A 23887-nucleotide genomic window follows, 5' to 3' on the forward strand; every position below is an offset into this window, starting at 1 on the left:
CCCTCGACCTCCCCATCCGCCCCCGCCGAGAGGAACCCCGATGACCGAGACCACCCCCGCGCTCGAGCTGCTGCCCGCCGTGGACGTGCAGGACGGCCAGGCCGTGCGCCTCGTCCAGGGCGAGGCCGGCTCCGCCACCTCCTACGGCGACCCGCTGACGGCCGCCCTCGACTGGCAGGACGCCGGCGCCGAGTGGATCCACCTCGTAGACCTGGACGCCGCCTTCGGCCGCGGGGACAACCGCGACGTGCTGCGCCGCGTCGTCGACGAGATCGGCGTGAAGATCGAGCTCTCCGGCGGCATCCGCGACGACGCATCCCTCGAGAACGCCCTCGCGATGGGCGCCGCGCGCGTGAACCTCGGCACCGCCGCCCTCGAGGACCCGGCCTGGACGGCCCGCGCGATCGAGCGCTTCGGGGACCGCGTCGCCGTGGGCCTCGACGTGCGCGGCACCACCCTCGCGGCCCGCGGCTGGACCCAGGACGGCGGCGACCTCTGGGAGGTCCTCGCCCGCCTCGAGGAGGCCGGCTGCGCCCGCTACGTGGTCACCGACGTGACCAAGGACGGCACGCTCAAGGGCCCGAACAGGGAGCTCCTGGCCCGGATGTGCGCCGCCACGGACAAGCCCGTCGTCGCCTCCGGCGGCATCTCCTCCCTGGAGGACATCGCCGCGCTCGCCGCCATGGTGCCGCAGGGCGTCGAGGGCGCGATCATGGGCAAGGCCCTCTACGCCGGACGATTCTCCCTGGAGCAGGCGCTCGCGGTGGCCGCCGGCGCCACCGTGGAGCGGGCCCGCGAGCAGCACCCCTTCCAGGCGGCCCCGTGAGCTCCGCGTCCTCGAGCGAGCCCGCGCACGACGCCGAGGCCACCGTCCCGGTCCCCGCTCCCGGCGGCCGCGAGCTGCCGGGGCACATCCGCGCCGCCATGGAGCGGATGCGCCAGAAGACGGCGCGCGAGAACACCGCGGACACGGCCGGCGTGCCGTGGGCCGGGCGCGACCTCTCCGGGCCCGGCCTCGAGGGGTCCGCGAACCCGCTGCACATCTTCGACGAGGACGACGGGACCGCCCCGGCCGAGTGGGCCCGCGTCATGGACGCCCTCACGGTGGGCACCGCGGGCGAGGCCGAGGTCGTGGACGTGCTGGGCCGCATCCGGGTGTTCGCCGCGGTGGTGCCCACCCTCGCCGTCGACGAGGCGGACGTGCACGACCACGCGGCCCACTCCGTCCACGAGCACGCCCAGCACGAGGACGCCGCCCACGGTGACAAGGCCGCGGACGTGGCCCTCGTGACCATGCGCGCCCCGGACGGCCGCCAGGCCCTGCCGGTGTTCACCTCCGTGCCTGCGCTCACCGCGTGGAACCCGCTGGCCCGCCCCGTGGCGGTCTGGGCGCCCCGCGCGTGCCTGTCGGCCGTGGACGAGGGGTGCGAGCTCGTCGTCGTCGACGCCGGTGCGGAGCACACCTACGCGGTCCGGCGACCCGCCGTGTGGGCGCTGGCCCAGCAGAAGCCCTGGACCCCGTCCTACCTGGACCAGGAGATCGCCGAGGAGATCGCCGGCGTCGCGGACCTCGTCCCGAACCTCCTGAACCTCGGTCTGGCGCCGGGCCCGGGCGTGGCCACGGAGACCGCCTCCGGTGAGGTGATGAACGGCGGCGGCTCCGGCACGGAGCTCACGGTGCTGGCCATGCCCGCCCGCGACGCCGACGCCGCCGGGATCCGTCTGATGACCACCACGCTCGCCATGCTGCTGGGGGACCTGCCCCTGCTCGCGGAACGCGCGGACTCGGTGGAGATCACCGTCCGACGCCCCTGAACGATGTCCGGGGCATCGTATACCGTAGAGGGCGAAGGACGACGGCTCCCGCGGCACGCGTCCACGGCCCGGGCGTGGGCGCCCGGCCGCCACACCTCCCCCAGGAAGAGGACGAATCCATGAAGAAGACCACCCTCACCGGGGCCACCACGGCGGCCCTGGGCGCGGTTGTCGTGGCCGGGGCGGGCTCCGCCCTCGCGGCGACCCCCCTGACCCAGGGCGCGGCGCTGTCCGTGCCCGCCGGCGAGTGCTCCATCACCCTCGTCAGCGACACGACCGCCTTCACCGCCGCCCACTGCGGCGCCGGCCAGTGGACCGTCGGCTCGGCGGTGCACGCCGCGGACGGCGCCCGGATCGGCTCCGTCTCCGCGCTGCCCGGCTCCACCGGCGTGGACGTCGTGAAGATCGCGCTCGACGAGGACGTGGACGTGGTGGGCGACTGGTCCACGCGGCCGGCCGCCTCGGTCAAGCCGGGTGAGACCGTCTACACCCAGGGCTCCTCGGTGCCCCTGGGCTCCCCGAACTCGATCAGCGACCCCGAGACCTACGACATCGCCGAGACCTGCGGTGACGTGTACACCGACCAGGTCTCCCTGGACGCCGCCACCACCCGCCCGGGCGACTCCGGCGGCGCCGTGTACGACGCGAAGCAGCGCGTCGTGGGCGTGGTCTCGGGCCTGGCCCCGGTGTCCTTCGACGAGGAGGGCCGGGCCGTGGGCTGCGACGCCGCGAGCCTGTCCACCATCATGGTGCCGGCCGAGTCCCTGAAGGCCGTCGCGGCCGCCCCGGCGAAGGCGACCGCCCCGGCCCCGACCGTCGGCAAGCACGGCGTCACCCTCAAGGCCCCCACGGCCCCCGCCGCGAAGGCTCCGGCCGCCGAGAAGAAGGCCCCCGCCGCGAAGGCTCCGGCCGCCGAGAAGAAGGCCGCCCCGGCCCCGACCCTCGGCAAGCACGGCGTGTCCGCGGAGACCGCGACGGCCGGCACCACCACGCTGAAGGTCGCCCCCGAGGACGGCATCGACTTCCGCACCCGCGTGCAGGCCACCACGAAGACCGGCGGCTTCAGCTACATGGCCGTCACGGCCTACGACGCCGCCGGCAAGCAGATCGGCCATCTGCACCTGCACTCCGACGGCCAGCCGATGACCTGGATCAACACCCCGGCTCAGGTCCCGGCCGGCGGCCACATCGAGGTCCAGCTGAAGGATGCGGCCGGTCAGCCGACCGACGCCACCGTCACCCTGGGCGGCGTCCCGGTGAACTGACCCGGCTCCCCGCCCCGCCGACCCCGCGGCCGGCGCGGACGCCGAAGGGCCCCCGACCTGTCCAGCACAGGTCGGGGGCCCTTCGGCGTCCGGGCGGAGGCGCCGGTTCAGGCGACCGCGCTGTTCGAGGCCTGAGCCCCGCACGGCTCGGACGGTGCCGCGCGTCCGGCGCAGCGGGACTCCAGCGCGGTGCCCACTCGGGTGAACACCCGGCCGAGGACCTCGGCCTCGCCCGGTTGGAGCAGGCCCAGGAAGAGCTCGTCGACCTGACGGGCGTGGACCACGGCGGCGCGGCGGAACGCGGTGCGGCCGGCGTCGGTGAGGACGGCCTCGAAGCCGCGGCGGTCGCACTCCACGCGGCGGCGCTCGATCAGGCCGCGGGCCACGAGGGACTTCACCTGGTAGGTGACGCGGGACGGGGAGAACACCATGCGGCTGGCGAGCTCCCCGAGACGGAGGCGCCCCCCGTCGGACTCCACGAGCAGCAGGAGCAGGTTGTAGTCGGCCAGCGTGATGCCGCACTCCGCCTTGAGGCCGCGCTCAAGCTGGTCCTGCAGCATCTGTGTGGACTCGAAGTACGCGCGCCAGGCGTGCCTGGCGGCACGGGGGCCCGTGGGCTCAGCGGCCGGGGTGGAGGAGCTGGTCAAAGGGGATCACCTCCAGGTCGTCGTCGGTGGCGTCCGCGGCGGGGCGCACGCGCGCGGGGCGGTGGCGGAGGACCTCGGCGAGGTCCTCCCCGGCGGCGCGGATGCGGGCGTCCAGCGGGGTGGTGCGCGTGGAGTCGTTCTGCCCGTCGGCTCGGCCCCAGTCGTCGGAGGCGGCGAACACGGCCGTCGGGACGATCCGCGCCTTCAGGTAGGCGAACAGGGGGCGCATCGCCTGGTCGATCATGAGCGAGTGGCGGGCGGTGCCGCCGGTGGCGCCGAGCAGCACGGGCACGCCCACGAGCGCCTCGTCGTCGATCAGGTCCACGAAGGACTTGAAGAGGCCGGAGTAGGAGGCCTTGAACGTCGGGGACACGGCGATCACGGCGTCGGTGTGCTCCACCTGCGCGACGGCGTCCAGCAGGGCGGGCGACCTGGCCGTGGTGACCATCCCGGCGCCGAGGTCCGTGGCCAGCTCGCGGAGGGAGACCACGTGGATCTCCGGGACCACGCCGGCCGCGGACAGGGCGTCCGCGCTCGCCCGGGCGAGGCGGTCGGCCAGCTTCCGGGTCTGGGAGGGGTCGCCGATGCCGCCGGAGACGACGGCGATGTGCCGGGCGCCGGGGGTGAACGGGTCGGTGGACTCGAAGGCCGAGGTGCTCATCGGGCGTCCTCCTTCTTCTTCTGCTGCTCGGCCTGCTTGGCGCGGGCGGCCTCGCGGGCGGCGTGGGCGGGGGAGCCCTCCCTGCCGCCGGGGACGGGGGCCTCGCCGCGGCGGGCGCGCTCCACGAGGAACTCGTGGGTGGGGGCCTCGGGGACGTCGTCCGGCTTGAGGGCGGCGAACTCCTCGCGGAGCACGGGCAGCACCTCCTCGCCGAAGAGGTCGATCTGCTTGAGCACGGTGTCCGTGGGCAGGCCGGCGTGGTCGATGAGGAACATCTGGCGCTGGTAGTCGCCCACCCAGTCGCGGAAGGAGAGGGTGCGCTCGATGACCTGCTGCGGGGAGCCCACGGTCAGCGGGGTCATGGAGGTGAAGTCCTCGAGGGACGGGCCGTGGCCGTAGACGGGGGCGTTGTCGAAGTACGGGCGGAACTCCTTGACGGCGTCCTGCGAGTTCTTGGCCATGTAGGCCTGGCCGCCGAGGCCCACGTAGGCCTGGTGGGCCTTGCCGTGGCCGTAGTGCTCGAACCGCTGCCGGTACAGGCGCACCATCCGGATGATGTGCTCCTTGTTCCAGAAGATGTTGTTGTGGAAGAAGCCGTCGCCGTAGTAGGCGGCCTGCTCCGCGATCTCGGGGGAGCGGATGGAGCCGTGCCACACGAAGGGGGCGACGCCGTCGAGCGGCTGAGGGGTCAGGGTGAAGTCCTGCAGGGGCGTGCGGAACTGGCCGGACCAGTCGACGGTCTCCTCGTGCCACAGCCGGTAGAGGAGGTTGTAGTTCTCCACGGCGAGGTTCACGCCCTGGCGGATGTCCTTGCCGAACCAGGGGTAGACGGGGCCGGTGTTGCCGCGGCCGAGGGTGAGGTCCACGCGGCCGTCGGCCAGGTGCTGGAGGTAGGAGTAGTCCTCGGCCAGGCGCACGGGATCCATGGTGGTGATCAGGGTGGTGGCGGTGGACAGGGTCATCGTCTCGGTCACCGCGGCCAGGTGGGACAGCAGCGTGGGCGGGTTGCCCGGGGCCACGAAGGGCGGGTTGTGGTGCTGGCCGGTGGCGAACACGTCGAAGCCGGCCTGCTCGGCGTGGCGCGCGATCTTGACGGTGTCCTTGATGCGCTGGTGCTCGGTGGGGGTGGTGCCGGTGGTGGGATCGGCGGTGATGTCGCCGATGGTGAAGATGCCGAGCTGCACGGCGTGCTCCTCTCGTCGCAGGCGGCGGGCGCCGGAGCGGCGTCGTCGTCTTTTTTCAAAAGTGAACTATACAGGCCAACGGGGGGCCGGCGCAGGATATTCCATCCGGGTTCCGGGGCCGGGCAGACTGGGGACATGACGACCTTCGACGCCGGCCGCCTGGCCCTCGTGAACAGCCTCGCCCTCCAGCAGGTCACCTCGTTCCTGTCCAACGACATGCAGGTGCTCGGGCCCGACGGCGAGGTGGTGGCCACCGTCCAGACGCAGGGCGGCGGCCTGAGCCGCATGCTCATGGGCAGCCGCCGCCTGCTGGTCTGCGACGGCGACGACGGGCGCCCGCTGTTCGAGCTGCAGGACCCGGCGACCTTCGGCCGCGACCGCTTCCAGGTGCTCGACCCCGCCGGCCTGCCCCTGGCCAACCTCCGCCGGGAGGTCGCGTTCTTCCGCACGGCCGTCTCCGTGGAGGTCGTGGACGGCACCGTGTTCCGCGTGGAGGGCGACCTCTTCGACCACGACTACCGCATGATCGCCGGCGAGGTGCCGATCGCCCGCGCCGTCTCCCAGTGGTCCGGCTTCGGCAATGCGCTCTTGGGGCGCTCGCGGTACCGCCTGGAGCTGGACCCGGCCATGCCGCCGGTGGTGCGGTGCGCGGTGCTCGGCACCGCGATCGCCCTCGACCTCCTGCGCGCGAAGGACGCCCGCCGCAACGACTGACGGCGGGCGCCCCGGGGAGAGCGTGGGTGAGGCTCAGCGGTCGAAGCGGGCGCCCTCCGGCTTCGACGGCAGCACGGACAACACCAGCAGCACCAGCTCGCCCACGTAGGGGACGAGGCCGATGAAGAACCAGAAGCCGGAGAAGCCGGCGTCGTGCAGGCGGCGCACCTGCAGCGCGATGGACGGCACCAGGTGCGCCAGCACGAACACCAGGAACAGGCCGGTGATGGCGAGGACGCCGACCGCGCCCGCCTCGCTGAGCTCGGTGGTGGTGTTCGAGAACGCGCCCGCGGGCACCAGGACGGCGAACATCAGGGCCGTCAGCACCAGGCTCACCAGCACCAGGTACAGCTGCACCCACCAGAACTCGGAGCGGCTCGCGCGCCCGTAGAACAGCGCGTAGCGGGTGTAGAAGCGCTTCACGGCCTCCACGGGGCCGACGCCCGGGGCGGGGGCGACTCGGGGGTCCTCCGGGAAGGGCACGCCCGGCTGGTACCCGTATCCGTAGCCCGGGGAGGGGGCGCCGTACTGGGTCTGGCCGTACTGGGTCTGGCCGTAGTCGGCCTGGCCGTACTGCGACTGGCCCGACGGGGCCTGGCCGTAGGGAGGCTGTCCGGCGGCGGGCTGCTGGCCGTAGGGGTTCTGGCTGGGGTCGTGGGGCTGGGTCATGGTCTCCTCCGTCGGTGCGGCGGCCCCAGGGGGTGCCCCCGGCGGTCCCGTCCGCCGCCCTCCAGTCTAGGCGAGACGGCCGTCGTACCGGGCGCGGGGGACGACTAGCATGCTCGGGTGGACTTCAGAGCTTATGGACGACTGCTGCAGGACCCGCGCATCCGGAACCTGCTGGCAGTGGGGTTCATCGCGAGGTTCCCGCACACGGCGGCCGGCGTCATCCTGACGCTGCATGTGGCGGTGACCCTGGGGCTGGGCTACGGCCAGGCCGGGCTGGCGGCGGCGGCCATGACCCTGGGCATCGCGTGCGGCTCGCCGTGGCGCGGCCGGGCGATCGACCGGGACGGGCTGCGGCGCGCGCTGCTGCCCTCGGTGGTCGCGGAGGCCGTCATCTGGCCGGTGGTGCCGTGGCTGCCGTTCGGCTTCCTGCTGGTGGCGGTGTTCTTCGGCGGCCTGTTCGCGGTGCCGATCTTCTCCGTGGTGCGGCAGGGGCTGGGCGTGCTCACGCACGGCGCGGACCGCCAGACGGCGTTCACCCTGGACTCGATCATCACCGAGCTCGTGTTCATGGTCGGCCCGGCGCTGGGGGCCGTCATCGCCGCCACGGGGTCCACCGCGCTCGGCCTGACCGTCGTCGGCCTGTCCGGGGCGCTGTCTGGGGCGCTGCTCATGTGGTTCAACCCGCCGACGCGCTCCACGCAGCTGGCGGCCGACGGCCCCTCCGCGGGCGACCCCTTCACGGAGGAGGAGGACCGGGAGCAGGCGCTGAGCCAGGCGGTGCACACCGCGCCGGTGCGGGCGACCGTGGCCGCCGCGGACCTCGCGACGGGCGCCCTGCCGGTGGTCACGGAGGCGGTGCCGATCGTCACCGGGTCCCTCCCGGTGATCGCCGCGGACGGCTCCGGGCCGGTCTCACCGGCGCCCCGGGCGGGGCGGCATGACGACGGCCGGTCGACCGTCGGCCTCACCCGCGACGAGCGGTGGCGGCTGTGGCGGGTGCGGCACTTCGGCTGGGTGACCCCGGAGGTCCTGGGCGTACTGGTGGTGGCGATGGCCGCGGGCATCGCACTGGTGGGCACGGAGGTGACCATGGTCGCGGAGCTGGAGCACGCCGGGCAGGAGGCGTCGGTGGGCGTGGTCTACGCGTTCTGGTGCGGGGCCTCAGCGCTCGGCGGTCTCTTCTACGGGGCGTGGGGCCGGCAGGTGCACCCCTACCTGTTGGGGGCGCTGTTCGCGCTCGCGGTGGCGCCCATGGCGTTCGTGGACGGGCTGTGGGCGCTGGCGTGGGCGTCGGTGCCGTCGGGGCTGCTGACGGCGCCGACGTTGGCGGCGGCGTCCTCGCGGATCTCCCTGCTGGTCTCGGAGGAGCGCCGCGGGGAGGCGATGGGCTACTACGGCTCGGCGATGACGGCGGGTTCGGCGCTGGGTGCGCCGGTGGTGGGCCTCGTGATCGACGGCGTGGGCCCGGGTGCCGGCTACGTGGGGGCGGCGGGCGCCGCCGTGGTGATGATCGGAGCCGCGGCGATCCTCACGGCGGCGCGGCGGCGCCGCTCGCCCGCGCGGGGCTGAGCGGCGCCGGCCCGGCCGGCGGCCGTGCCCGGGGGAGTGGGACGCTCAGGCGAGCAGCTCGCGGATGCGCTCGACCATGACCTCGGTGTGCCGGGCGTCGTACTGGTCCGTGGAGGAGTCCATGAACAGGTGCGAGGCGGTCTCGTACTCGAAGAGGTCGGCGGGCCGGTCGGGGTGCTCGGCGGTGGCGGCGTAGGTGCGGGCCAGGGGGAGGTCCTCGTCCCTCACCCAGGGGTCCTGGGCGGCGAGGTGGATCTGCAGGGAGGTGTGGGGCTGCCAGAGGCGGGCGTAGGCGTCCAGCGGCAGGGCGCTGGACATGGCGATGCAGGCGCGGAAGCCGGGGGCGGTCTGTGCGGCCTTCCAGGCCGGCATGACGCCCATGCTGATCCCGGCGACGACGGACGCCTCCTTGTGCTCGGCGCAGGCGCGCATGGCCCGGGTCATGACCTCGTCCTGGCCGATCTGCTGGAGGTGGGCGAGTCCGTCCTCCACGGTGGGGAGCACGGCGCCGCCGAACAGGTCGGGGGTGTGCACGCGATGGCCGGAGGCCTGCTCGATCTGCTCGGCGAGGGCGAGCACGCCCTCGGTGAGGCCGCGGGCGTGGTGGAAGAGGATGATCTGCGCCATGGGGACAGGGTAGTGCGGCGTGGGCCGGATCACTGCTGGGCGTCGGAGTCGGTCCCTGCACCGGCGGCGCAGTGCGCGGGGAAGGCGAGCTGGGCAGGGACGCCGACGGTCGGGCCGCCCGGGTGCACGTGGACCGCGCGCCCGGGGAGCTGCTCCACCTCGACCAGCTTGGGCGGCCACACGAGTCGATGGTCGGGGGTGGTGCCGGCGGGCACGTAGAAGCGGTGGGGCAGGTGCGGGGCGATGCGCGCGGTGACCAGCTCCCGACCTCCGACGGCGGCCACCCGGAGCCCGCGGGCCGCCTGCGTGCCGAGGAGCCGGTGGAGCTCCTCGTCGAGGGTGCGGTAGGTCTCGCCCACGCGCACCCCCGCCCAGGACTGCCAGCCGGTGATGACCAGGGTGCCGCCCACCGCGGCGAGGTCGGCGACGGCGCCGCACACCTGTTCCCCCACGTCCGCCGGCTGGGCCTCCGGTGTCAGGAGCGTGACGTCGGCGAGGTCCGGCAGGGCGTCCGCCACGGTCGGCAGGGCCGCGGCGCATTCGCCGCTCCCGTCCAGGATCAGGACGGCCGGGGACGTGCGCCCGGCGGCCTCCAGGACGGCGGCGAGGACCAGGGCTCGGCCGCCGGCCGGCTCCACGATCCAGGCGCCGTTTCCCTGGGCCCCCAGGGGCCACCGCCACGGCACGTGCCGGGCCCGGGCGGCGTCGTCGACCAGCGCGAGCACGTCCGCAGACCGGCGCCGGGAGCGGTCCGGTGCGAAGGACCCGGGCAGGGGAGGGGAGACCACCGGTTCCGGGATCGGGAGGTCACGGTCGCGGCAGGCCTGGACGAGGTCCTCCACGACGGACGGCCAGTCGGTGCCCGGGGCCGCGGCCGCGACCGGCACACCCCAGGGGGTCCACCGGGGGCGGACGGGACCCGCGGACCAGGGCGAGGCGCGGAAGGGGACGGGGGCGCCGGTTCCCCGCGCCAGCAGCGCCGTCCCCGGTGCCGCCGGGTCGATCCGGGCGGCGGCGGCGGAGCCGACCAGGTCCCACGACTCCTGCTCGGTGGCCGTCCGCAGGGCGATGGTGGTGCCCAGGTTGGACCGGACGTCGGCAGAGACCGCGCCACCGGGGCGCTGGGTGGCCAGCAGCAGGTGGAACCCCAGGGACCGACCGGTGGCCGCCAGCCGCTGCAGCACGGCGTTCGCGTCCGGATGCTCGTCCACGAGCACGCGCAGCTCGTCCACGGCCACGACGAGGCGGGGCAGCGCGGTGTCCGGGTGCGCCGCCCGGAAGGCGGGGTAGTCCGCGACCCGTGCCTCGGCGAAGAGGGCCTCGCGGCGGCGGAGCTCGGCGCCGATCGCCTGCAGGGCGCGCAGGGAGGCGGCGCCCACGTGGTTCGTCTCCACGCTCATGGTGTGCGGCAGGCGACGCAGGGGTCCGAAGGACGCGCCGCCCTTGAAGTCGAGCAGGACGAAGGAGACTTCGGCGGGCGCGTGGCGGGCCGCCAGTCCGGCGAGGACCGACAGGAGCAGATCGGACTTGCCCGACCCCGTGGTCCCCGCGATGAGCGCATGGGGACCGTCCGCCGCCAGGTCGAGGACCATCGGGGCGGCGTCGCCCGCGGAGGAGGACGTCAGGGGGACGGCGAGGTTGCGGACGGCCCGGTGCGCGCCGACGTCGTGTGGCCGGCGGAGCGGAGGTGCCGAGGCCGGGGGTCCGCCCAGCCCGAGATGCGCGACGTCGTCGGCCAGCTCCGCCAGCCACCACTGCAGGGTGTCTGCACTGATCCCCAGGGGCGTGAGGTCCGTCAGCTCCAGGCCCTGCCCCGGAAGCGTCGCCTGGCGCGCATCCAGGTCCACCACGTCCGCGTCCAGGTCCGCCGGGGGCGTGCCGGTGCAGCGGACGAGCACCTCGTCCGCGCAGCCGTGCCGCCGCGTCTCCGACATCTCCGCGCCGAGGGAGGCCGTCCACACCTCCCAGGCCCCGGCCAGGGGTGCGGTGTCCTCGAGCTCGAGGGCGATCGTGGGCGCGCCCGGCACGGCCGGCCACCACACACGGGCGCCGTCCGGGCTCCGCACCACGAGGGAGGACCCCGTCGCCACCGCGTGCCGCAGGAGCTGGAACAGCGTCCAGCGGGCGGCCGCCTGCGCGGGCCGGCCAGTGCCGCAGAGGACCGTGCCGCGGTCCGCGGCCGCGACCCCCAGAACCGGCTGGTCCACGCACGCCGCGCTGCGCCAGTGGTCGGCGACGTCACCGCGGGTGAAGGCGACGGATCCGCGGGCCCGCCCCCAGAGGAGGGCGGGGCCGTCCCCCGGCCGGGCGCTCACCAGCCCGAAGCGGTCCTCCGCCTTCGCGCGGCACGCGGCCGAGACGTCGGCGGGCCCGGACACGGCTGCCACCCGGCGACGCACCACGTCCAGGGCCCGTTCGCGGAGGAGATCAGCGTGGCGTCGTCGGGTCCGCCGCTGCACGCCGAGCAGCACGCCGACCCCCAGGAGGGAGACGATCCCGAACAGCAGGAACAGGGGGCTGCGGGTGGTGACGGCGAGGACCAGCCCGATCAGCACGGGGCCCACGGCCATCGCCAGGGACACGAGCAGCGACTGCTCGGCAGGTGCGGCCCCGAGGTCGATCTGCGCCGGCGGTGGGGTGAGCGCCGGCGGGAGAGGACGCTGTCGGCCGCGCACGAGACGCAGGATGGAGTCGCCGATCGGCAGTCCGTCGAGGCCGTCCCACGTCCGACGCGTGCGCCCGTCGTCGACGCTCACCCCGGACGGGCCGAGGGCGAGGCGGACCGGCCGCGAGGGGCACTGCGGGTCGTCCAGGAGCATCCGACTGCGTCCGCGTCCCACCGTGAGGCCTGCCGCCGTCAGCGGCACCAGCCGGCCGGCGTCGGGGCCGGCGGAAGTGCCGACCGCCAGCTCGGGTCCCGAGCCCGCTGCCGGGACGGGGGACGTCCCCGAGGGATGCGCGACGTAGGTGAGGGTCGTTCCGCCGCCACGGGCGCGCTCGACCCGCAGCGGCGCGAAGTGCTCGGCGACGACGCGGTCCTGCCCGTCCACGTCGAGGGGGAGCTCCGAGACGGCCCAGTCCTGCTCGACGGGCAGGCCGAGGACGCGCACGCGCCAGGTCATCGCCTCCTCCCTCCTCTCCGGCCGCCCTCCTGGGCGGCGCACAGGACAGACCCTGCCAGAGGGTGCCTCCCGCGCGACGAGCCTGTGGAAAACCTCTCCATGTCCCCCCGCGACCACGTTCTCCACAGGAACGCTGGGCATGGACTGGGCAGAGGCGATGCCGTTGTACTGTCGTGTCCAGCAGTGAGAGGCGCTGGGGATGGCGCCGAGACGGTCACAGGAGGCTGCATGGATGCCGTGCGCATGCTGGAGGACGAGCTCCGGGAGCTGGTCCGCCGCAGAGGGGTCGATCCCCGTGTGGAGGGACATCGGATCCGCACCATGATCGCGGAGGCCACCCTCGACTACGAGTCGCGCTCCCTGGTCAGCTCCCTCCCGCCCCTGGAGGATCCCGAGGCGGCCCGGCAGGAGCTCTTCGACCGGATCGCAGGCCTCGGGCCCTTGCAGCGGCTCATGGACGACCCGACCGTGGAGGAGATCTGGCTCAACGCCCCGGACCAGGTCTACTGCGCCCGCGCCGGGCGGTCCGAGCTGACCGGGATCGTGCTGTCCGAGGAACAGGTACGCGACCTCGTCGAGCTCATGCTGAAGTCCTCGGGCCGCCGACTGGATCTGTCCATGCCGTTCGTGGACGCCTCGCTGCCGGACGGCTCCCGCCTCCACGTGGCGATCCCCGACATCACCCGGCGCCACTGGGCCGTGAACATCCGCAAGTTCATCAGCCGGGCACACCGGCTCGACGACCTGGTCCGCTCCGGGTCGCTGACGACGCCGGCCGCCCGCTTCCTCGACGCCGCGGTGGACGCGGGCATGAACATCCTGGTCTCCGGCGCCACCCAGGCGGGGAAGACGACCATGCTGAACTGCCTGTCCGCCTCGATCGGGGCGCGTGAGCGGGTCATCACGGTGGAGGAGATCTTCGAGCTGCAGATCCCCGTGCGCGACGTCGTCGGGCTCCAGTGCCGCCAGCCGAACCTCGAGGGCACCGGTGAGATCCCGCTGCGCCGGCTGGTGAAGGAGGCCCTGCGGATGCGCCCGGACCGCCTGATCGTGGGGGAGGTCCGCGAGGCGGAGGCGCTGGACATGCTCGTGGCCCTGAACTCGGGTCTGGCGGGCATGTGCACCATCCACGCCAACTCCGCGTCCGACGCGCTCACGAAGCTGTGCACGCTGCCCCTGCTGGCGGGGGAGAACATCTCGCGGAACTTCGTGGTGCCCACGGTCGCCACCTGCATCGACGTCGTCGTCCACTGCGAGCGGGACCGGGAGGGTCGCCGGCGGGTCCGGGAGATCCTGACCGTGGGCTCCCGTGTGGAGGGCGGCGTCATCGAGACCTCCACGCTGTTCCGCCGCGACGCGCACGGGGACCTCGTGCTGAACCCCTCGGCGGACCTGGAGTTCGAGGCGTTCGCCCGCCGCGGGCTCGATCCGCGCGATCTCGTGGAGGTGCGCTGATGGGCGCCGTTCTCGGGCTCGGACTCGGAGCCGGACTCTTCCTCATGTGGTGGTCTCTGTGGTCCGAGCCCGTCGTCTCCGCGGAGGAGCCTCGCGGCCCGGGCCGGCTGGCCGAGCTCATCGCCCGGTCGGGCATCGAGCGGCTGACCCCCGCCGGCGTCGTGGGGGCGATGGCCGCGGGGTGCGTGGTCGCCGCTCTCATCGTCCTGGCGGTCACGCGGACCTGGACCATCGCCGCCTGCTTCGGCCTGTTCGGGGCGGCCCTGCCCTGGGCACTTCTGACCTGGCAGGCGAATCGCCGCACCAGGGCGCTGCGCGACCTCTGGCCGGACGCGGTGGACCATGTCCGCTCCGCCGTCCGGGCGGGGCTGACGCTGCCCGAGGCCCTCACACAGCTCGGCGAGACGGGGCCGGAGGGCCTACGGGCGCCGTTCCGCGAGTTCGCCCGTGACTACCGGTCCGGAGCACGCTTCCTGGACGCCCTGGAACGGCTGAAGACGCGCATGGCGGATCCCGTGGCGGACCGGCTCGTCGCCTCGCTGCGCCTGACCCGGGAGGTCGGCGGCGCGGACATCGGACTGCTCCTGCAGTCGCTCTCCGAGTTCCTCCGTCAGGACGCCCGTACCCGGGCGGAGCTCGAGGCGCGGCAGTCGTGGACCGTCAACGCCGCCCGCCTGGCCGTCTGCGCCCCCTGGATCGTCCTGCTCCTGCTCGGCACCCAGCCGCTGGCCGTGACCGCCTACCAGAGCGTCGCCGGCGGCGCGCTGCTCCTGGCCGGACTCGTGGTGTCGGCGCTGTGCTACCGGATCATGCTCCGGATCGGCGCGCTTCCGCAGGAGAAGAGGGTGTTCGCATGAGCGGCGGCCTGCTGTGGGGGATCGCGCTCGGGCTGGTCATGGCGGTCGGCGTCTGGCTGATCGTCATGGCCCAGCCGTGGGGGTGGCGTCCCTCCCTGGAGGAGCGCATCGAGCCGCAGCTGCGCCATCATGTGCCCGCGTCACGGCTGCTGGCCGACGGACGGGCGACGTCGACCCCCTGGGGGACGTGGGGCAGGCTCCTGGGCCCCTCCCTGGCGGGGGCGACGCGCGGGCTCCAGCGGTTGAGCCCCGCGGGGGAGAGCCTCACGCTGAAGCTGCAGGCCGCCGGCTCCGAGCTCTCCGTCATGGACTTCCGCGCCCAGCAGGTCCTGTGCGCGGTCATCGCGACCGCGGCCGGCACGGTCCTCTCCGTCCTGCTCACGCTGGCGGGGGCGGTCCCGGTCGTCTCCGGCGTCGCCCTGGTCGTCGCCGCGGGGCTGTCCGGCTACGTGCTGCGGGACCAGATGCTCACCTGGGCGGTCGCGCGTCGCAGGACGGCGATCCTCACCGAGTTCCCCTCCGTGGCCGAGTTGTTCGCGCTGTCCGTCGGCGCCGGGGAGAGCGCCACCGGCGCCATGGAGCGCATCGTGCGCTCTGCCCTCGGCGAGATGGCGGGGGAGTTCGACCGCACCCTGGCCGACGTGCGCGCGGGCGCGTCGTTGTCCTCCGCCCTGAAGGCCATGGGCCGGCGGGTGCAGCAGGAACCGGTGGAGCGGTTCATCGGCGGCATCCTGATCGCCCTGGACCGGGGCACCCCGCTGGCGGACGTGCTGCGCGCACAGGCCCAGGACGTGCGCGAGCTCGGCCGCCGCGAGCTGATGGAGTCCGCGGGACGCAAGGAGATCCAGATGATGGTCCCGCTCGTGTTCGGGATCCTGCCCCTCACGGTGGTGTTCGCGATCTTCCCCGGCCTCGCACTCCTGCGCCTGAGCTTCTGACGGCGCCCACAGACCCACAACTGAATAGTCCACCCGTCCCGACGACCCCCACCCATCACTTCGCGCGGTGCCACGGGGCACCGCACCCCAGGAGGGAAACCATGCTCACCAACGCCTACCTGACCGTCGTCTCCGCCCTGACGTCCCTGCTGCACGACGACGCCCGCGACGAGCGCGGCGACGTCCCCGGCTGGGTCATGATCACCCTGATGTCCGCGGCGCTCGTCGTGGCCCTGCTCGGACTCGCGATGCCCGCGCTGAAGGCCATGTTCGACCAGGCCATCACCCAGGTGAACAACGCCGCCGGCTGAGTGAGCGCACCGATGGAACCCGCAGCCCGCCCGGCGGTCCAGGGCCGACCGGGCCCCGACCGCCGGGCGGGCGACCGCGGCTCCGTCGTGGCGGAGAACGCCATGGTCACCGCCCTGCTCGTCCTGTTGTTCGCCGCCGTCCTCCAGGTGGGCATCATCGTGCACGTCCGCAACGTGATGATCGACGCCGCCTCCGCCGGCGCCCGCTACGGGGCGCTCGCGGACCGTGACCCCGCGGAGGGCGCGGCGCGGGCGCGCGACGTCCTCTCCGCCTCCGTTCCCGGCCAGTCCGGCGCCCAGGTGCGGTCGGAGCCCACCACCGTGGGCGGGGTGCCGGTGGTCCGGGTGACCATCACCAGCAGTCTGCCCGGGCTGGGGTTCCTGCCCGGTCCCGTCCCCATCGAGGTGCACGGCCATGCCTTCCGCTACTGACGCCCGCCACAGCCCCACGCACGCTCCGTGGAGGAGCACCGACCTCGCGGACGACGCCGGCTCGGCCACGGTCGAGTTCCTGGGCCTGTCCCTGATCCTGCTCATCCCGCTGGCCTACCTGATGCTCTTCGTCTCCCAGGTGCAGGCGGCGGCCTTCGGCGCCCTCGCGTCCGCCGACCAGGCGGCGCGCGTCATGGTCTCCGGGGAGGGCGGGAACCCGGGGCAGGCAGAGGGCACGATCCCGCTCACGCTGGCCGACTACGGCTTCGACGCCGCCGATGCCGAATGGTCCGTGGCGTGCGACGTGGGCGGCTGCGGCACCCTGGAGCCCGGCGAGGTCGTGGACGTCACCGTCGCGATCAGCCTCGACCCGCCACTCCTTCCCGACGGATGGGTGAGCGTCGACATCGCCACGGTCGACTCCCACTCCCGCGCCCGGATGCCGAGGTTCTGATGACGCGCCGCCATCGCAGCCGCCCCCAGCGCCGCCCCGACCGACGCCACGGTGCCCACGAGCGCGGCGAGATCACCGTCCTGACGCTCGGCCTGAGCGCGATCGTGGTGGGGCTCCTACTCGTGATCCTCTCCGCCACGCTCGTGCTCATCCAGGCCCGCAAGGTCCAGTCCCTGGCGGACGGGGCGGCCCTCGCCGGGGCAGAGCAGCTCGCCTTCCAGCTCGACGCCGACCCACGGGTGGTCCTTGAGCCCGGCTCCGTCCAGGCCTCCGTCAACGAGCACCTCGACGCGGTCGGCGCACGCGAGTCCGTCCCCGGTCTGGAGTCCGTCTCGGCCCAGGTCGCCGGTGACGGCGCCACCGTCGTCGTCCGGGCCCGGGCGCAGGTGACCCTGGTGCCGTCCGGCGCCGGCTGGCTGGCCAACCTGATCCCGGCCTCCGTCCTCGTCAGCGCCGAAGGCAGCTCCCGCACCGTCCTCACCCGCTGACCCTCCCACCCGGGACGCGAGAGGGCGGGGCGCCGTCCGGCACCCCGCCCTCGTCATGCCGGGTAGATCACCCGGCTCCGTCGGCTGGGTTCAGCCGCGGTTCTCCTGCTTCCAGGACTCGACGGCGCCCAGGTTGTTGCCGTCCTTGTCGTAGCGGTAGAAGCCCTCGCCCACGCCGAGGCCGGTGGTCCCGGCGTCCATGCCCTTCTTCAGGGTCTCCTCCGCGAACGCCTTCTTCAGCGGATCGGCCGAGACGCGGGAGATGTTGTAGGCCACGTTGAAGCCCACGACGTCGTACACCTCGAACGGGCCCTTCGGGGCGCCCGTCGCGATCTTCCAGACGTTGTCGATGTCCTCCGGGTCGGACACCCCGCCCTGGTACAGCTTCGCGCCCGCGTCCAGCCACGGGATCAGCAGCGAGTTCAGCACATAGCCCGGGACCTCCTTCCGCACCGGCACCGGGACCAGGCCGATCTCGCCGGCGAACGCGAGGACCGCGTCGAAGTGCTCCGGCGCGGTCTTCGCCGTGGCCATGACCTCACCGGTGTTGTTCTTCCACACCAGGTTCGCGAAGTGCAGCGCCAGGAACCGCTCCGGGTGGCCCGTGGAGTCCGCGAAGGAGCTCGGCAGCAGGGAGGAGGTGTTGGTCAGCAGCACGGTGCGCTCCGGCACGGCCTCGCCGATCTTCGCCCACACGGACTTCTTCAGCTCGAGGTTCTCCGGGATCGACTCGATCACAACGTCCGCGTCCGTCACCGCGTCCGCGATGTCCGTGGTCGTGCGGATCGAGGAGACCGCCTTGTCGAAGCGCTCCGCGTCGAAGTCGAGCAGGTCGCGCTGGTAGTACCCGCGCATCCACTCCCAGCGGGCCGGCAGCTGGGCCAGCGCCTCGTCGTCGACGTCGTACGCGGTGACGTCCTTGCCGTGGTAGGCGGCCTGCATGATGATCTGCGAGCCGAGCACGCCGGTGCCGAACACGGTCACCTTCTGAATCGTCGTCACGATCAGTCCAATCCGTCGGAGTCGGTTCCCGGGACGGGTCGTCCCGCTATCTGTCAGCCTACTCTCGGGCGCTGCCGGCCGGACCCCCTGGCGGCCCGCCGTCGGCCCCGTCCTTCAGCGCTGTCGGCGCACGACGACGACGCCGTCGTCCAGGTGCCCGGCCTCGCCGTTCGGACCGGTCGCCTCGCGGCCGCGCACCTCGGCCACGAGGACCTCCCAGTCCTCGTCACCCTCGGTCATGATGCCCAGGGCCTCCAGGTCTCCGGCGGGGGTGGGGAAGTCCCCACGTGCGGCCATCTCAGGCGGAGCCCAGCTCGGCGGCGTCGCGTGGGAGACGAGCACGACGTGCCCGCCCGGCGCCACCAGGGACGCGGCGTGCCGCAGGATCCGCGCGCGGTCCAGGGCCACGGGGGACTGGAAGAAGGAGCCGGTGACCAGGTCGTAGCCGGCGGTGGCGTCGTCACGGGCGCCCCAGTCCGCGGAGGTGTCCGTGAGGTCGGCTGCCAGGAGCCGCGTCCGCTCGGCCACGCCCCGCGCCGCGGCCGCCTCCCGGCCGCGGGCCACCGCTGCCTCGGAGATGTCCACGCCCGTGGCGTGCCAGCCTGCCTCGGCCAGGTGCACCACGTCGCCGCCCTCGCCGCAGCCGAGGTCCAGGGCGCGGCCGGGGCCGTCCGGCAGGTCCAGGCCGGCCACCAGCGCAGCCGTGGTCGCGTTCACCTTCCCCGACCACACCTGCTCCCCGCCGTACCGGTTCTCCCAGAACTCGCGCGGATCCATGCCCGGGTCGATCTGCGGGACCGCCCCGCCGTGGCGATGCTCGTGGCCGGGGGAGTGCTGATCGCTCATGGTGCTCCGATGTTCGGGGACGTCAGTGGTTCGCCCCCGACAGCGCACCCGGGGTGGCGATCATTCCCCGGATCCCGGCCGGCACGGGCCGACCGCCGGGGTCCTCACAGCTCCCGCGCGGCGTCCTCCGCCCAGTTCCGCACCATCGCGCCGACGGCGGCCTCCTGGTCCAGGTGCGCGTTGTGGCCGGTGCGGTCCAGCATGGCCAGGGTCAGGCGCGGGAAGTGCTCGGCCAGGGCGAGCTGGTCCCTCCATCCCACCTTGTCGTCCTGGCGGCCGGTGACGATCAGCGTGGGGCGGTCGAACTCGCCGAACCGCTCCTCCGGCAGCGGGCCGTCGAGGGCGTAGCGGTCCTCGAGCCGGTCCACCGCGTCCTCGTCCACCGCGAGCACGCCGGGCAGCACGTGCTCGCGGAAACCCTCCCACACCGGCCGCGTCTGGATCACGGCCATCTCGAGGAACGGCGCGGCGTCGTCCTCGTCCAGCTCGGCGAGCAGGGCCTCGTCCTTCTCCAGGACCACGCGCTCGGGCACGTCCCGGCGCTCCGGGTCCGGGTCCACCACGGGGGCGATCATCGCCAGGCCCGCGACCTGCCCGGGGCGGCGCGCCACCACCTCGCGCACCAGCAGCCCGCCCAGGGAGTTGCCCAGCAGCGCGAACCGGTCCTCGCCCGCGATCTCCCCGACGACGCCGTCCAGCCAGTCCGCCAGCTCCGGCAGTCCGCCGGGGGCGGGCAGGGCGGGGGTGCCGCCGAAGCCGGGCAGGTCCACGTAGACGCGCTCCCAGCCGCCGGCAGCCTTCAGGGCGGCGTCGAGGGGGAGGAGGAGGCGGTGGTCCACGCCCATGCCGTGGACGAGGACCAGCGGGGCGCCGGAGCCGCGGCGCACGAGGTGAGGGGAGGGCTGTGACATCGGCCGATGCTACCGCCGGCCCGCGATCCCGCGGATGGCTCCGTCGACGGCCGTCCGCCTCCGCCGCGCGCCCTGGGAAGGCGGGGCGGTAGACTCGCCCCACCATGGCTGACACTGACTTCTCCGCAGAGATCGACGCTCTGCGCCACACCCTGGCCTCCATCGAGCAGGTCTCCGACGTCGAGAAGATGACGGCGGAGGTGGCCGAGCTCGAGAAGGCGGCCGCCGCCCCCGACCTCTGGGACGACCCCGAGGCCGCGCAGAAGGTGACCTCCAAGCTCTCCCACCGCCAGGCGGACCTCAAGCGCATCAAGTCCCTCGCGGACCGGATCGACGACCTCGAGACCATGGTGGAGCTCGCCGCGGAGGAGGACGAGCCCTCCCTGCTGGACGACGCGAACGTCGAGCTGACCTCGATCCGCAAGGCCCTCGAGGAGCTCGAGGTCGTCACGCTGCTCAACGGCGAGTACGACCAGCGGGACGCCGTCGTGACCATCCGCGCGGGCGCCGGCGGCGTGGACGCGGCCGACTTCGCCGAGACCCTGATGCGCATGTACCTGCGCTGGGCCGAGCAGAAGGGCTGGTCCACGAAGGTCATGGACACCTCCTACGCGGAGGAGGCCGGCCTGAAGTCCGCCACGTTCGAGGTGAACGCGCCCTTCGCGTTCGGCACCCTCTCCGTCGAGGCCGGCACGCACCGCCTGGTGCGCATCAGCCCCTTCGACAACCAGGGGCGCCGCCAGACCTCCTTCGCCGCGGTCGAGGTCGTCCCGCTCATCGAGTCGGACGACTCCATCGAGATCCCCGAGTCCGAGATCAAGGTGGACGTGTTCCGCTCCTCCGGCCCCGGCGGCCAGTCCGTGAACACCACGGACTCCGCCGTCCGCATGACGCACATCCCCACGGGCATCGTCGTGTCCATGCAGAACGAGAAGTCGCAGATCCAGAACCGCGCCGCCGCGCTGCGCGTGCTCCAGTCCCGCCTGCTCCTGGTCCGCAAGGCCGAGGAGGACGCGAAGAAGAAGGAGATGGCCGGCGACATCAAGGCCTCGTGGGGCGATCAGATGCGCTCCTACGTGCTCAACCCGTACCAGATGGTCAAGGACCTCCGCACGGGCCACGAGGAGGGCAACCCGTCCTCCGTGTTCGACGGCGCCATCGACGACTTCATCGACGCCGGCATCCGCTGGCGCGCCGAGCAGGTCAAGGCCGCCCAGGAGGACTGAGCCCCTCCCGCAGTCCACGCCGCCGGCCCGCACCTCCGCAGCGAGGCGCGGGCCGGCGTCGTCGTTCAGGCCCTTGCAGGGGCCTCGGGCCTGGCCCGCGAGACGGCCCGGTGGGATGCTTGAAGCACCGGGCAGGCGCCCCCGCGCGCCGGTCCGGCAGCCGACTCCATTCCCACCCAGGAGGTCGAACAGCATGACCATGCGCGCCGCCCGTTGGCACGGCAAGAAGGACATCCGCATCGAGGAGATCGACTCGCCCACGGCCGGTCCGGGGCAGGTCCTCGTGGACGTCGCGTGGTGCGGCATCTGCGGCACGGACCTGCACGAGTACCTCGAGGGCCCGATCTTCATCCCGCCGGCCGGGCACCCGCACCCGATCTCCGGCGACGCCGCCCCCGTCACGCTCGGCCACGAGATGTCCGGCACCGTCGCCGCCCTGGGCGAGGGCGTCACGGACCTCGAGGTCGGCCAGAAGGTCGTCGTGGAGCCGTACATCGTGCGCGAGGAGGACCGGGACCGACCGGACTACAACCTCGCGCCGGACATGAACTTCATCGGCCTGGGCGGCGACGGCGGCGGACTGGCCGAGCAGATCGCGGTGCAGCGCCGCTGGGTCCACCCGGTGGCCGACTCCGTGCCCCTCGACCAGGCCGCGCTCATCGAGCCGCTCTCCGTGGCCCACCACGCGTGGGTGCGGGCCGGCTCTCCGACGTCGGGCGTGGCGCTGATCGGCGGCGCCGGCCCCATCGGCGCGCTCACCGCGGCCGTGCTCAAGGGCAAGGGCCTGACGGTGTACGTCTCCGAGCTCTCCGAGCTGCGCCGCCGGAAGGTGCTCGAGGCCGGCGTGGTGGACGAGGCCTTCGACCCGCGCGAGGTGGACGTGCCCGCCAAGATCCGCGAACTGCACGACGGCCAGGGCGCGGACGTGGGCTTCGAGTGCACCTCGGTGGACGTGGTGCTGGACATGTTGCTGGACGCGGTGCGCCCCGGTGGCGTGATCGTCAACGAGTCCATCTGGGGCCACGAGCCCGCCGTGGCCCTGCACAAGCTGGTGATGAAGGAGATCGACCTGCGCGGCACCATCGCGTACGCGAACGACCACGCGGACACCATCCGCATGGTCGAGGACGGTGCCGTGGACCTCACGCCGTTCATCACCGGCAAGATCGGCCTCGACGACCTGGTCGACCAGGGCTTCGAGACCCTCATCCACCACAACGAGACGGCCGTGAAGATCCTCGTCTCGCCGACCGGCCGGGGTCTCTGAGGCGCCGGCCCGATCCCCGAACGTCCCGACGACGGCCCGCGCCCGCAGCCGGCGGGTGCGGGCCGTCGTGGTCCCTGCCCCGCGGCGCGTCGTCATGGATGCGTCGCCGCCTGGCGCGCCTGTGACCGGGATCATAGAATGAAATTCAGTAAATCGTGATGAACCGAGTTGAACGTCCCAGGAGGACCGCATGACCGCCGAGCTGCCCCAGCCTCAGCCCACCGACGCCGTGATCGTGGGCGGTGCCCGCACGCCCTTCACCCGGCTGCTCTCGCAGCAGGCCGACCTGCGCGCCGTGGACCTGGGCGCCCACGCGATCACGCATGCGCTCGAGCGCGCCGGCGTGGCCCCCGAGGACGTGGACATGGTCTACATGGGCCAGGTCGTGCAGGCCGGCGCGGGGCAGAATCCGGCCCGCCAGTCCGCGCTCGCCGCGGGCATCCCGTGGAACGTCCCTGCCATGACCATCAACAAGGTGTGCCTGTCCGGCCTCACCGCCGTGATCGACGCCGCCCGTCTCATCCGCCTCGGCGAGGCGGACGTGGTGGTGGCCGGCGGTCAGGAGTCCATGACCAACGCCCCGCACCTGCTGCCCGGCGCGCGCAAGGGCTTCAAGTACGGCCCGGCCACGATGCTCGACGCCGTCGCGTGGGACGGCCTCACCGACTCCCTGAGCCACGAGGCCATGGGCGAGCTGACCGAGTCCGGCAACGGCGAGCGGAACATCGCCCGCGCCGAGCAGGACGAGGTCGCCGCGGCCTCGCACCAGCGGGCCGCCCGGGCCCAGTCCGAGGGCGTCTTCGAGGGCGAGATCGCCCCGGTGGAGGTGCCTCAGCGCAAGGGCGACCCGCTGGTCGTCTCCCAGGACGAAGGGGTCCGCCCGGACACGACCGCCGAGTCGCTGGGCTCCCTGCGCCCGGCGTTCGCGAAGGACGGCACGATCACGGCCGGCAACTCCTCGCCCCTGTCCGACGGCGCCGCCGCCCTCGTGGTGACCTCGCGTGCCTTCGCCGAGGAGAAGGGCCTGACGGTCCTCGCCACGGTGGGCGCACCCGGCCAGACCGCCGGCCCGGACAGCTCGCAGCTGCACTCGCAGCCCTCCGACGCGATCAACGCCGCCGTGCGGAAGCAGGGCTGGGACGTGGCCGACCTCGACTTCATCGAGATCAACGAGGCATTCGGCGCGGTGGCCGTGCAGTCCCTGCGAGACCTCGGCTACCCGCACGAGAAGACCAACATCCACGGCGGCGCCATCGCCCTGGGCCACCCGATCGGCGCCTCCGGGGCCCGGCTGGCCCTGCACGCCGCCCTCGAGCTCGACCGGCGCGACGGGGGCCGCGCGGCCGTCTCGCTCTGCGGCGGCGGCGGCCAGGGTGAGGCCCTGATCCTCTTCCGCTGACGGACCGCCCCTGACGGAAAGGGCCCCG

Annotated in this window: 24 protein-coding genes; 15 read left to right on the forward strand and 9 right to left on the reverse strand. The window is 73.6% G+C overall.

The window, feature by feature from the left end:
* Window positions 1-40 precede the first annotated feature (40 nt).
* The 3 genes from priA (at window position 41) to MHY29_RS02675 (ending at window position 3080) form a co-directional block, all read left to right on the forward strand.
* A complete protein-coding gene (gene priA / locus MHY29_RS02665) occupies window positions 41-826 on the forward strand; it encodes a bifunctional 1-(5-phosphoribosyl)-5-((5-phosphoribosylamino)methylideneamino)imidazole-4-carboxamide isomerase/phosphoribosylanthranilate isomerase PriA (protein ID WP_239238147.1) in 786 nt (261 codons plus the stop codon).
* The gene (locus tag MHY29_RS02670; RefSeq protein WP_239238148.1) at window positions 823-1815 is read left to right on the forward strand and encodes an SseB family protein; all 993 of its coding nucleotides are present in this window, start codon (window positions 823-825) and stop codon (window positions 1813-1815) included. Before priA ends, MHY29_RS02670 begins: the two co-directional genes overlap by 4 nt.
* Window positions 1816-1934: 119 nt before the next feature.
* Window positions 1935-3080 (forward strand): trypsin-like serine protease, encoded by a 1146-nt coding sequence (locus MHY29_RS02675; protein ID WP_239238149.1) that lies wholly within the window; start codon window positions 1935-1937, stop codon window positions 3078-3080.
* Between the two features lie 107 nt (window positions 3081-3187).
* On the opposite strand, the gene MHY29_RS02680 is transcribed toward MHY29_RS02675, so the two are convergent.
* From MHY29_RS02680 to MHY29_RS02690, 3 genes are read right to left on the reverse strand one after another with little or no spacing between them, the layout of a single operon-like run.
* Window positions 3188-3727: a MarR family winged helix-turn-helix transcriptional regulator gene (locus MHY29_RS02680; protein WP_239238150.1), complete on the reverse strand. Its 540-nt coding sequence runs from the start codon at window positions 3725-3727 to the stop codon at window positions 3188-3190.
* On the reverse strand, window positions 3699-4388 hold the full coding sequence (locus MHY29_RS02685; RefSeq protein ID WP_239238151.1) for a CE1759 family FMN reductase: 690 nt from the start codon (window positions 4386-4388) through the stop codon (window positions 3699-3701). Before MHY29_RS02685 ends, MHY29_RS02680 begins: the two co-directional genes overlap by 29 nt.
* Complete coding sequence (locus MHY29_RS02690) at window positions 4385-5572, reverse strand: LLM class flavin-dependent oxidoreductase (RefSeq protein WP_239238152.1); 1188 nt, start codon at window positions 5570-5572, stop codon at window positions 4385-4387. The genes MHY29_RS02685 and MHY29_RS02690 overlap by 4 nt, the downstream gene beginning before the upstream one ends.
* Before the next feature lie 135 nt (window positions 5573-5707).
* Between MHY29_RS02690 and MHY29_RS02695 the strand changes: the two genes are divergently transcribed.
* Entirely contained in the window at window positions 5708-6286 is a 579-nt protein-coding gene (locus MHY29_RS02695) for an LURP-one-related/scramblase family protein (RefSeq protein WP_224355294.1), read from the forward strand.
* A gap of 33 nt (window positions 6287-6319) precedes the next feature.
* Here MHY29_RS02695 and MHY29_RS02700 read toward each other — a convergent pair whose 3' ends face one another.
* Entirely contained in the window at window positions 6320-6955 is a 636-nt protein-coding gene (locus MHY29_RS02700; protein ID WP_224355293.1) for a DUF805 domain-containing protein, read from the reverse strand.
* A 117-nt stretch (window positions 6956-7072) separates the two neighbouring features.
* Here MHY29_RS02700 and MHY29_RS02705 point away from each other — a divergent pair, with 117 nt between their 5' ends.
* A complete protein-coding gene (locus MHY29_RS02705) occupies window positions 7073-8524 on the forward strand; it encodes an MFS transporter (protein ID WP_239238153.1) in 1452 nt (483 codons plus the stop codon).
* A 45-nt stretch (window positions 8525-8569) separates the two neighbouring features.
* Here MHY29_RS02705 and MHY29_RS02710 read toward each other — a convergent pair whose 3' ends face one another.
* Complete coding sequence (locus tag MHY29_RS02710; protein WP_370643427.1) at window positions 8570-9184, reverse strand: dienelactone hydrolase family protein; 615 nt, start codon at window positions 9182-9184, stop codon at window positions 8570-8572.
* Window positions 9181-12273, reverse strand: coding sequence for an FtsK/SpoIIIE domain-containing protein (locus MHY29_RS02715; RefSeq protein ID WP_239238155.1), 3093 nt, complete (start codon window positions 12271-12273; stop codon window positions 9181-9183). Before MHY29_RS02715 ends, MHY29_RS02710 begins: the two co-directional genes overlap by 4 nt.
* A 228-nt stretch (window positions 12274-12501) precedes the next feature.
* Here MHY29_RS02715 and MHY29_RS02720 point away from each other — a divergent pair, with 228 nt between their 5' ends.
* The 7 genes from MHY29_RS02720 (at window position 12502) to MHY29_RS02750 (ending at window position 17208) form a co-directional block, all read left to right on the forward strand.
* A complete protein-coding gene (locus MHY29_RS02720) occupies window positions 12502-13728 on the forward strand; it encodes a CpaF family protein (RefSeq protein ID WP_239238156.1) in 1227 nt (408 codons plus the stop codon).
* Window positions 13728-14585, forward strand: a complete 858-nt coding sequence (locus tag MHY29_RS02725; RefSeq protein WP_239238157.1) for a type II secretion system F family protein — start codon at window positions 13728-13730, stop codon at window positions 14583-14585. Before MHY29_RS02720 ends, MHY29_RS02725 begins: the two co-directional genes overlap by 1 nt.
* Window positions 14582-15523 carry a type II secretion system F family protein gene (locus MHY29_RS02730; RefSeq protein WP_239238158.1) on the forward strand — a complete coding sequence of 314 codons (942 nt, stop codon included), beginning with the start codon at window positions 14582-14584 and terminating at the stop codon, window positions 15521-15523. Before MHY29_RS02725 ends, MHY29_RS02730 begins: the two co-directional genes overlap by 4 nt.
* A gap of 101 nt (window positions 15524-15624) precedes the next feature.
* Window positions 15625-15834: a hypothetical protein gene (locus tag MHY29_RS02735; protein WP_224355286.1), complete on the forward strand. Its 210-nt coding sequence runs from the start codon at window positions 15625-15627 to the stop codon at window positions 15832-15834.
* A gap of 12 nt (window positions 15835-15846) precedes the next feature.
* On the forward strand, window positions 15847-16266 hold the full coding sequence (locus tag MHY29_RS02740; RefSeq protein ID WP_224355285.1) for a TadE/TadG family type IV pilus assembly protein: 420 nt from the start codon (window positions 15847-15849) through the stop codon (window positions 16264-16266).
* On the forward strand, window positions 16250-16720 hold the full coding sequence (locus MHY29_RS02745; protein ID WP_239238159.1) for a hypothetical protein: 471 nt from the start codon (window positions 16250-16252) through the stop codon (window positions 16718-16720). The genes MHY29_RS02740 and MHY29_RS02745 overlap by 17 nt, the downstream gene beginning before the upstream one ends.
* Window positions 16720-17208 carry a pilus assembly protein TadG-related protein gene (locus tag MHY29_RS02750; protein WP_239238160.1) on the forward strand — a complete coding sequence of 163 codons (489 nt, stop codon included), beginning with the start codon at window positions 16720-16722 and terminating at the stop codon, window positions 17206-17208. The genes MHY29_RS02745 and MHY29_RS02750 overlap by 1 nt, the downstream gene beginning before the upstream one ends.
* Before the next feature lie 90 nt (window positions 17209-17298).
* Here MHY29_RS02750 and MHY29_RS02755 read toward each other — a convergent pair whose 3' ends face one another.
* From MHY29_RS02755 to MHY29_RS02765, 3 genes are all read right to left on the reverse strand, one after another.
* Complete coding sequence (locus MHY29_RS02755) at window positions 17299-18210, reverse strand: 3-hydroxyacyl-CoA dehydrogenase (RefSeq protein WP_239238161.1); 912 nt, start codon at window positions 18208-18210, stop codon at window positions 17299-17301.
* A gap of 114 nt (window positions 18211-18324) precedes the next feature.
* A complete protein-coding gene (locus MHY29_RS02760) occupies window positions 18325-19056 on the reverse strand; it encodes a cyclopropane-fatty-acyl-phospholipid synthase family protein (protein ID WP_239238162.1) in 732 nt (243 codons plus the stop codon).
* 104 nt (window positions 19057-19160) lie between these two features.
* On the reverse strand, window positions 19161-19967 hold the full coding sequence (locus MHY29_RS02765) for an alpha/beta fold hydrolase (RefSeq protein ID WP_239238163.1): 807 nt from the start codon (window positions 19965-19967) through the stop codon (window positions 19161-19163).
* 104 nt (window positions 19968-20071) lie between these two features.
* Here MHY29_RS02765 and prfB point away from each other — a divergent pair, with 104 nt between their 5' ends.
* From prfB to MHY29_RS02780, 3 genes are all read left to right on the forward strand, one after another.
* Complete coding sequence (prfB, locus tag MHY29_RS02770; RefSeq protein WP_239238164.1) at window positions 20072-21193, forward strand: peptide chain release factor 2; 1122 nt, start codon at window positions 20072-20074, stop codon at window positions 21191-21193.
* 199 nt (window positions 21194-21392) lie between these two features.
* Window positions 21393-22460 carry a 2,3-butanediol dehydrogenase gene (locus MHY29_RS02775; RefSeq protein ID WP_239238172.1) on the forward strand — a complete coding sequence of 356 codons (1068 nt, stop codon included), beginning with the start codon at window positions 21393-21395 and terminating at the stop codon, window positions 22458-22460.
* A gap of 190 nt (window positions 22461-22650) precedes the next feature.
* Window positions 22651-23859 carry an acetyl-CoA C-acetyltransferase gene (locus MHY29_RS02780; protein WP_239238165.1) on the forward strand — a complete coding sequence of 403 codons (1209 nt, stop codon included), beginning with the start codon at window positions 22651-22653 and terminating at the stop codon, window positions 23857-23859.
* Window positions 23860-23887: the final 28 nt, after the last annotated feature.

The organism is Micrococcus sp. ACRRV, from assembly GCF_022346985.1.
GTDB classification, from domain to species: Bacteria; Actinomycetota; Actinomycetes; order Actinomycetales; family Micrococcaceae; genus Micrococcus; species Micrococcus porci.

Coding starts and splice junctions, on each gene's coding strand:
- MHY29_RS02750 (WP_239238160.1), top strand. CDS start 16,720: ATGACGCGCCGCCATCGCAGCCGCCCCCAGCGCCGCCCCGACCGACGC.
- MHY29_RS02745 (WP_239238159.1), top strand. CDS start 16,250: ATGCCTTCCGCTACTGACGCCCGCCACAGCCCCACGCACGCTCCGTGG.
- MHY29_RS02675 (WP_239238149.1), top strand. CDS start 1,935: ATGAAGAAGACCACCCTCACCGGGGCCACCACGGCGGCCCTGGGCGCG.
- MHY29_RS02730 (WP_239238158.1), top strand. CDS start 14,582: ATGAGCGGCGGCCTGCTGTGGGGGATCGCGCTCGGGCTGGTCATGGCG.
- MHY29_RS02685 (WP_239238151.1), bottom strand. CDS start 4,388: ATGAGCACCTCGGCCTTCGAGTCCACCGACCCGTTCACCCCCGGCGCC.
- MHY29_RS02715 (WP_239238155.1), bottom strand. CDS start 12,273: ATGACCTGGCGCGTGCGCGTCCTCGGCCTGCCCGTCGAGCAGGACTGG.
- MHY29_RS02695 (WP_224355294.1), top strand. CDS start 5,708: ATGACGACCTTCGACGCCGGCCGCCTGGCCCTCGTGAACAGCCTCGCC.
- MHY29_RS02740 (WP_224355285.1), top strand. CDS start 15,847: ATGGAACCCGCAGCCCGCCCGGCGGTCCAGGGCCGACCGGGCCCCGAC.
- MHY29_RS02700 (WP_224355293.1), bottom strand. CDS start 6,955: ATGACCCAGCCCCACGACCCCAGCCAGAACCCCTACGGCCAGCAGCCC.
- MHY29_RS02775 (WP_239238172.1), top strand. CDS start 21,393: ATGCGCGCCGCCCGTTGGCACGGCAAGAAGGACATCCGCATCGAGGAG.
- MHY29_RS02765 (WP_239238163.1), bottom strand. CDS start 19,967: ATGTCACAGCCCTCCCCTCACCTCGTGCGCCGCGGCTCCGGCGCCCCG.
- MHY29_RS02735 (WP_224355286.1), top strand. CDS start 15,625: ATGCTCACCAACGCCTACCTGACCGTCGTCTCCGCCCTGACGTCCCTG.
- MHY29_RS02720 (WP_239238156.1), top strand. CDS start 12,502: ATGGATGCCGTGCGCATGCTGGAGGACGAGCTCCGGGAGCTGGTCCGC.
- priA (WP_239238147.1), top strand. CDS start 41: ATGACCGAGACCACCCCCGCGCTCGAGCTGCTGCCCGCCGTGGACGTG.
- prfB (WP_239238164.1), top strand. CDS start 20,072: ATGGCTGACACTGACTTCTCCGCAGAGATCGACGCTCTGCGCCACACC.
- MHY29_RS02780 (WP_239238165.1), top strand. CDS start 22,651: ATGACCGCCGAGCTGCCCCAGCCTCAGCCCACCGACGCCGTGATCGTG.
- MHY29_RS02725 (WP_239238157.1), top strand. CDS start 13,728: ATGGGCGCCGTTCTCGGGCTCGGACTCGGAGCCGGACTCTTCCTCATG.
- MHY29_RS02760 (WP_239238162.1), bottom strand. CDS start 19,056: ATGAGCGATCAGCACTCCCCCGGCCACGAGCATCGCCACGGCGGGGCG.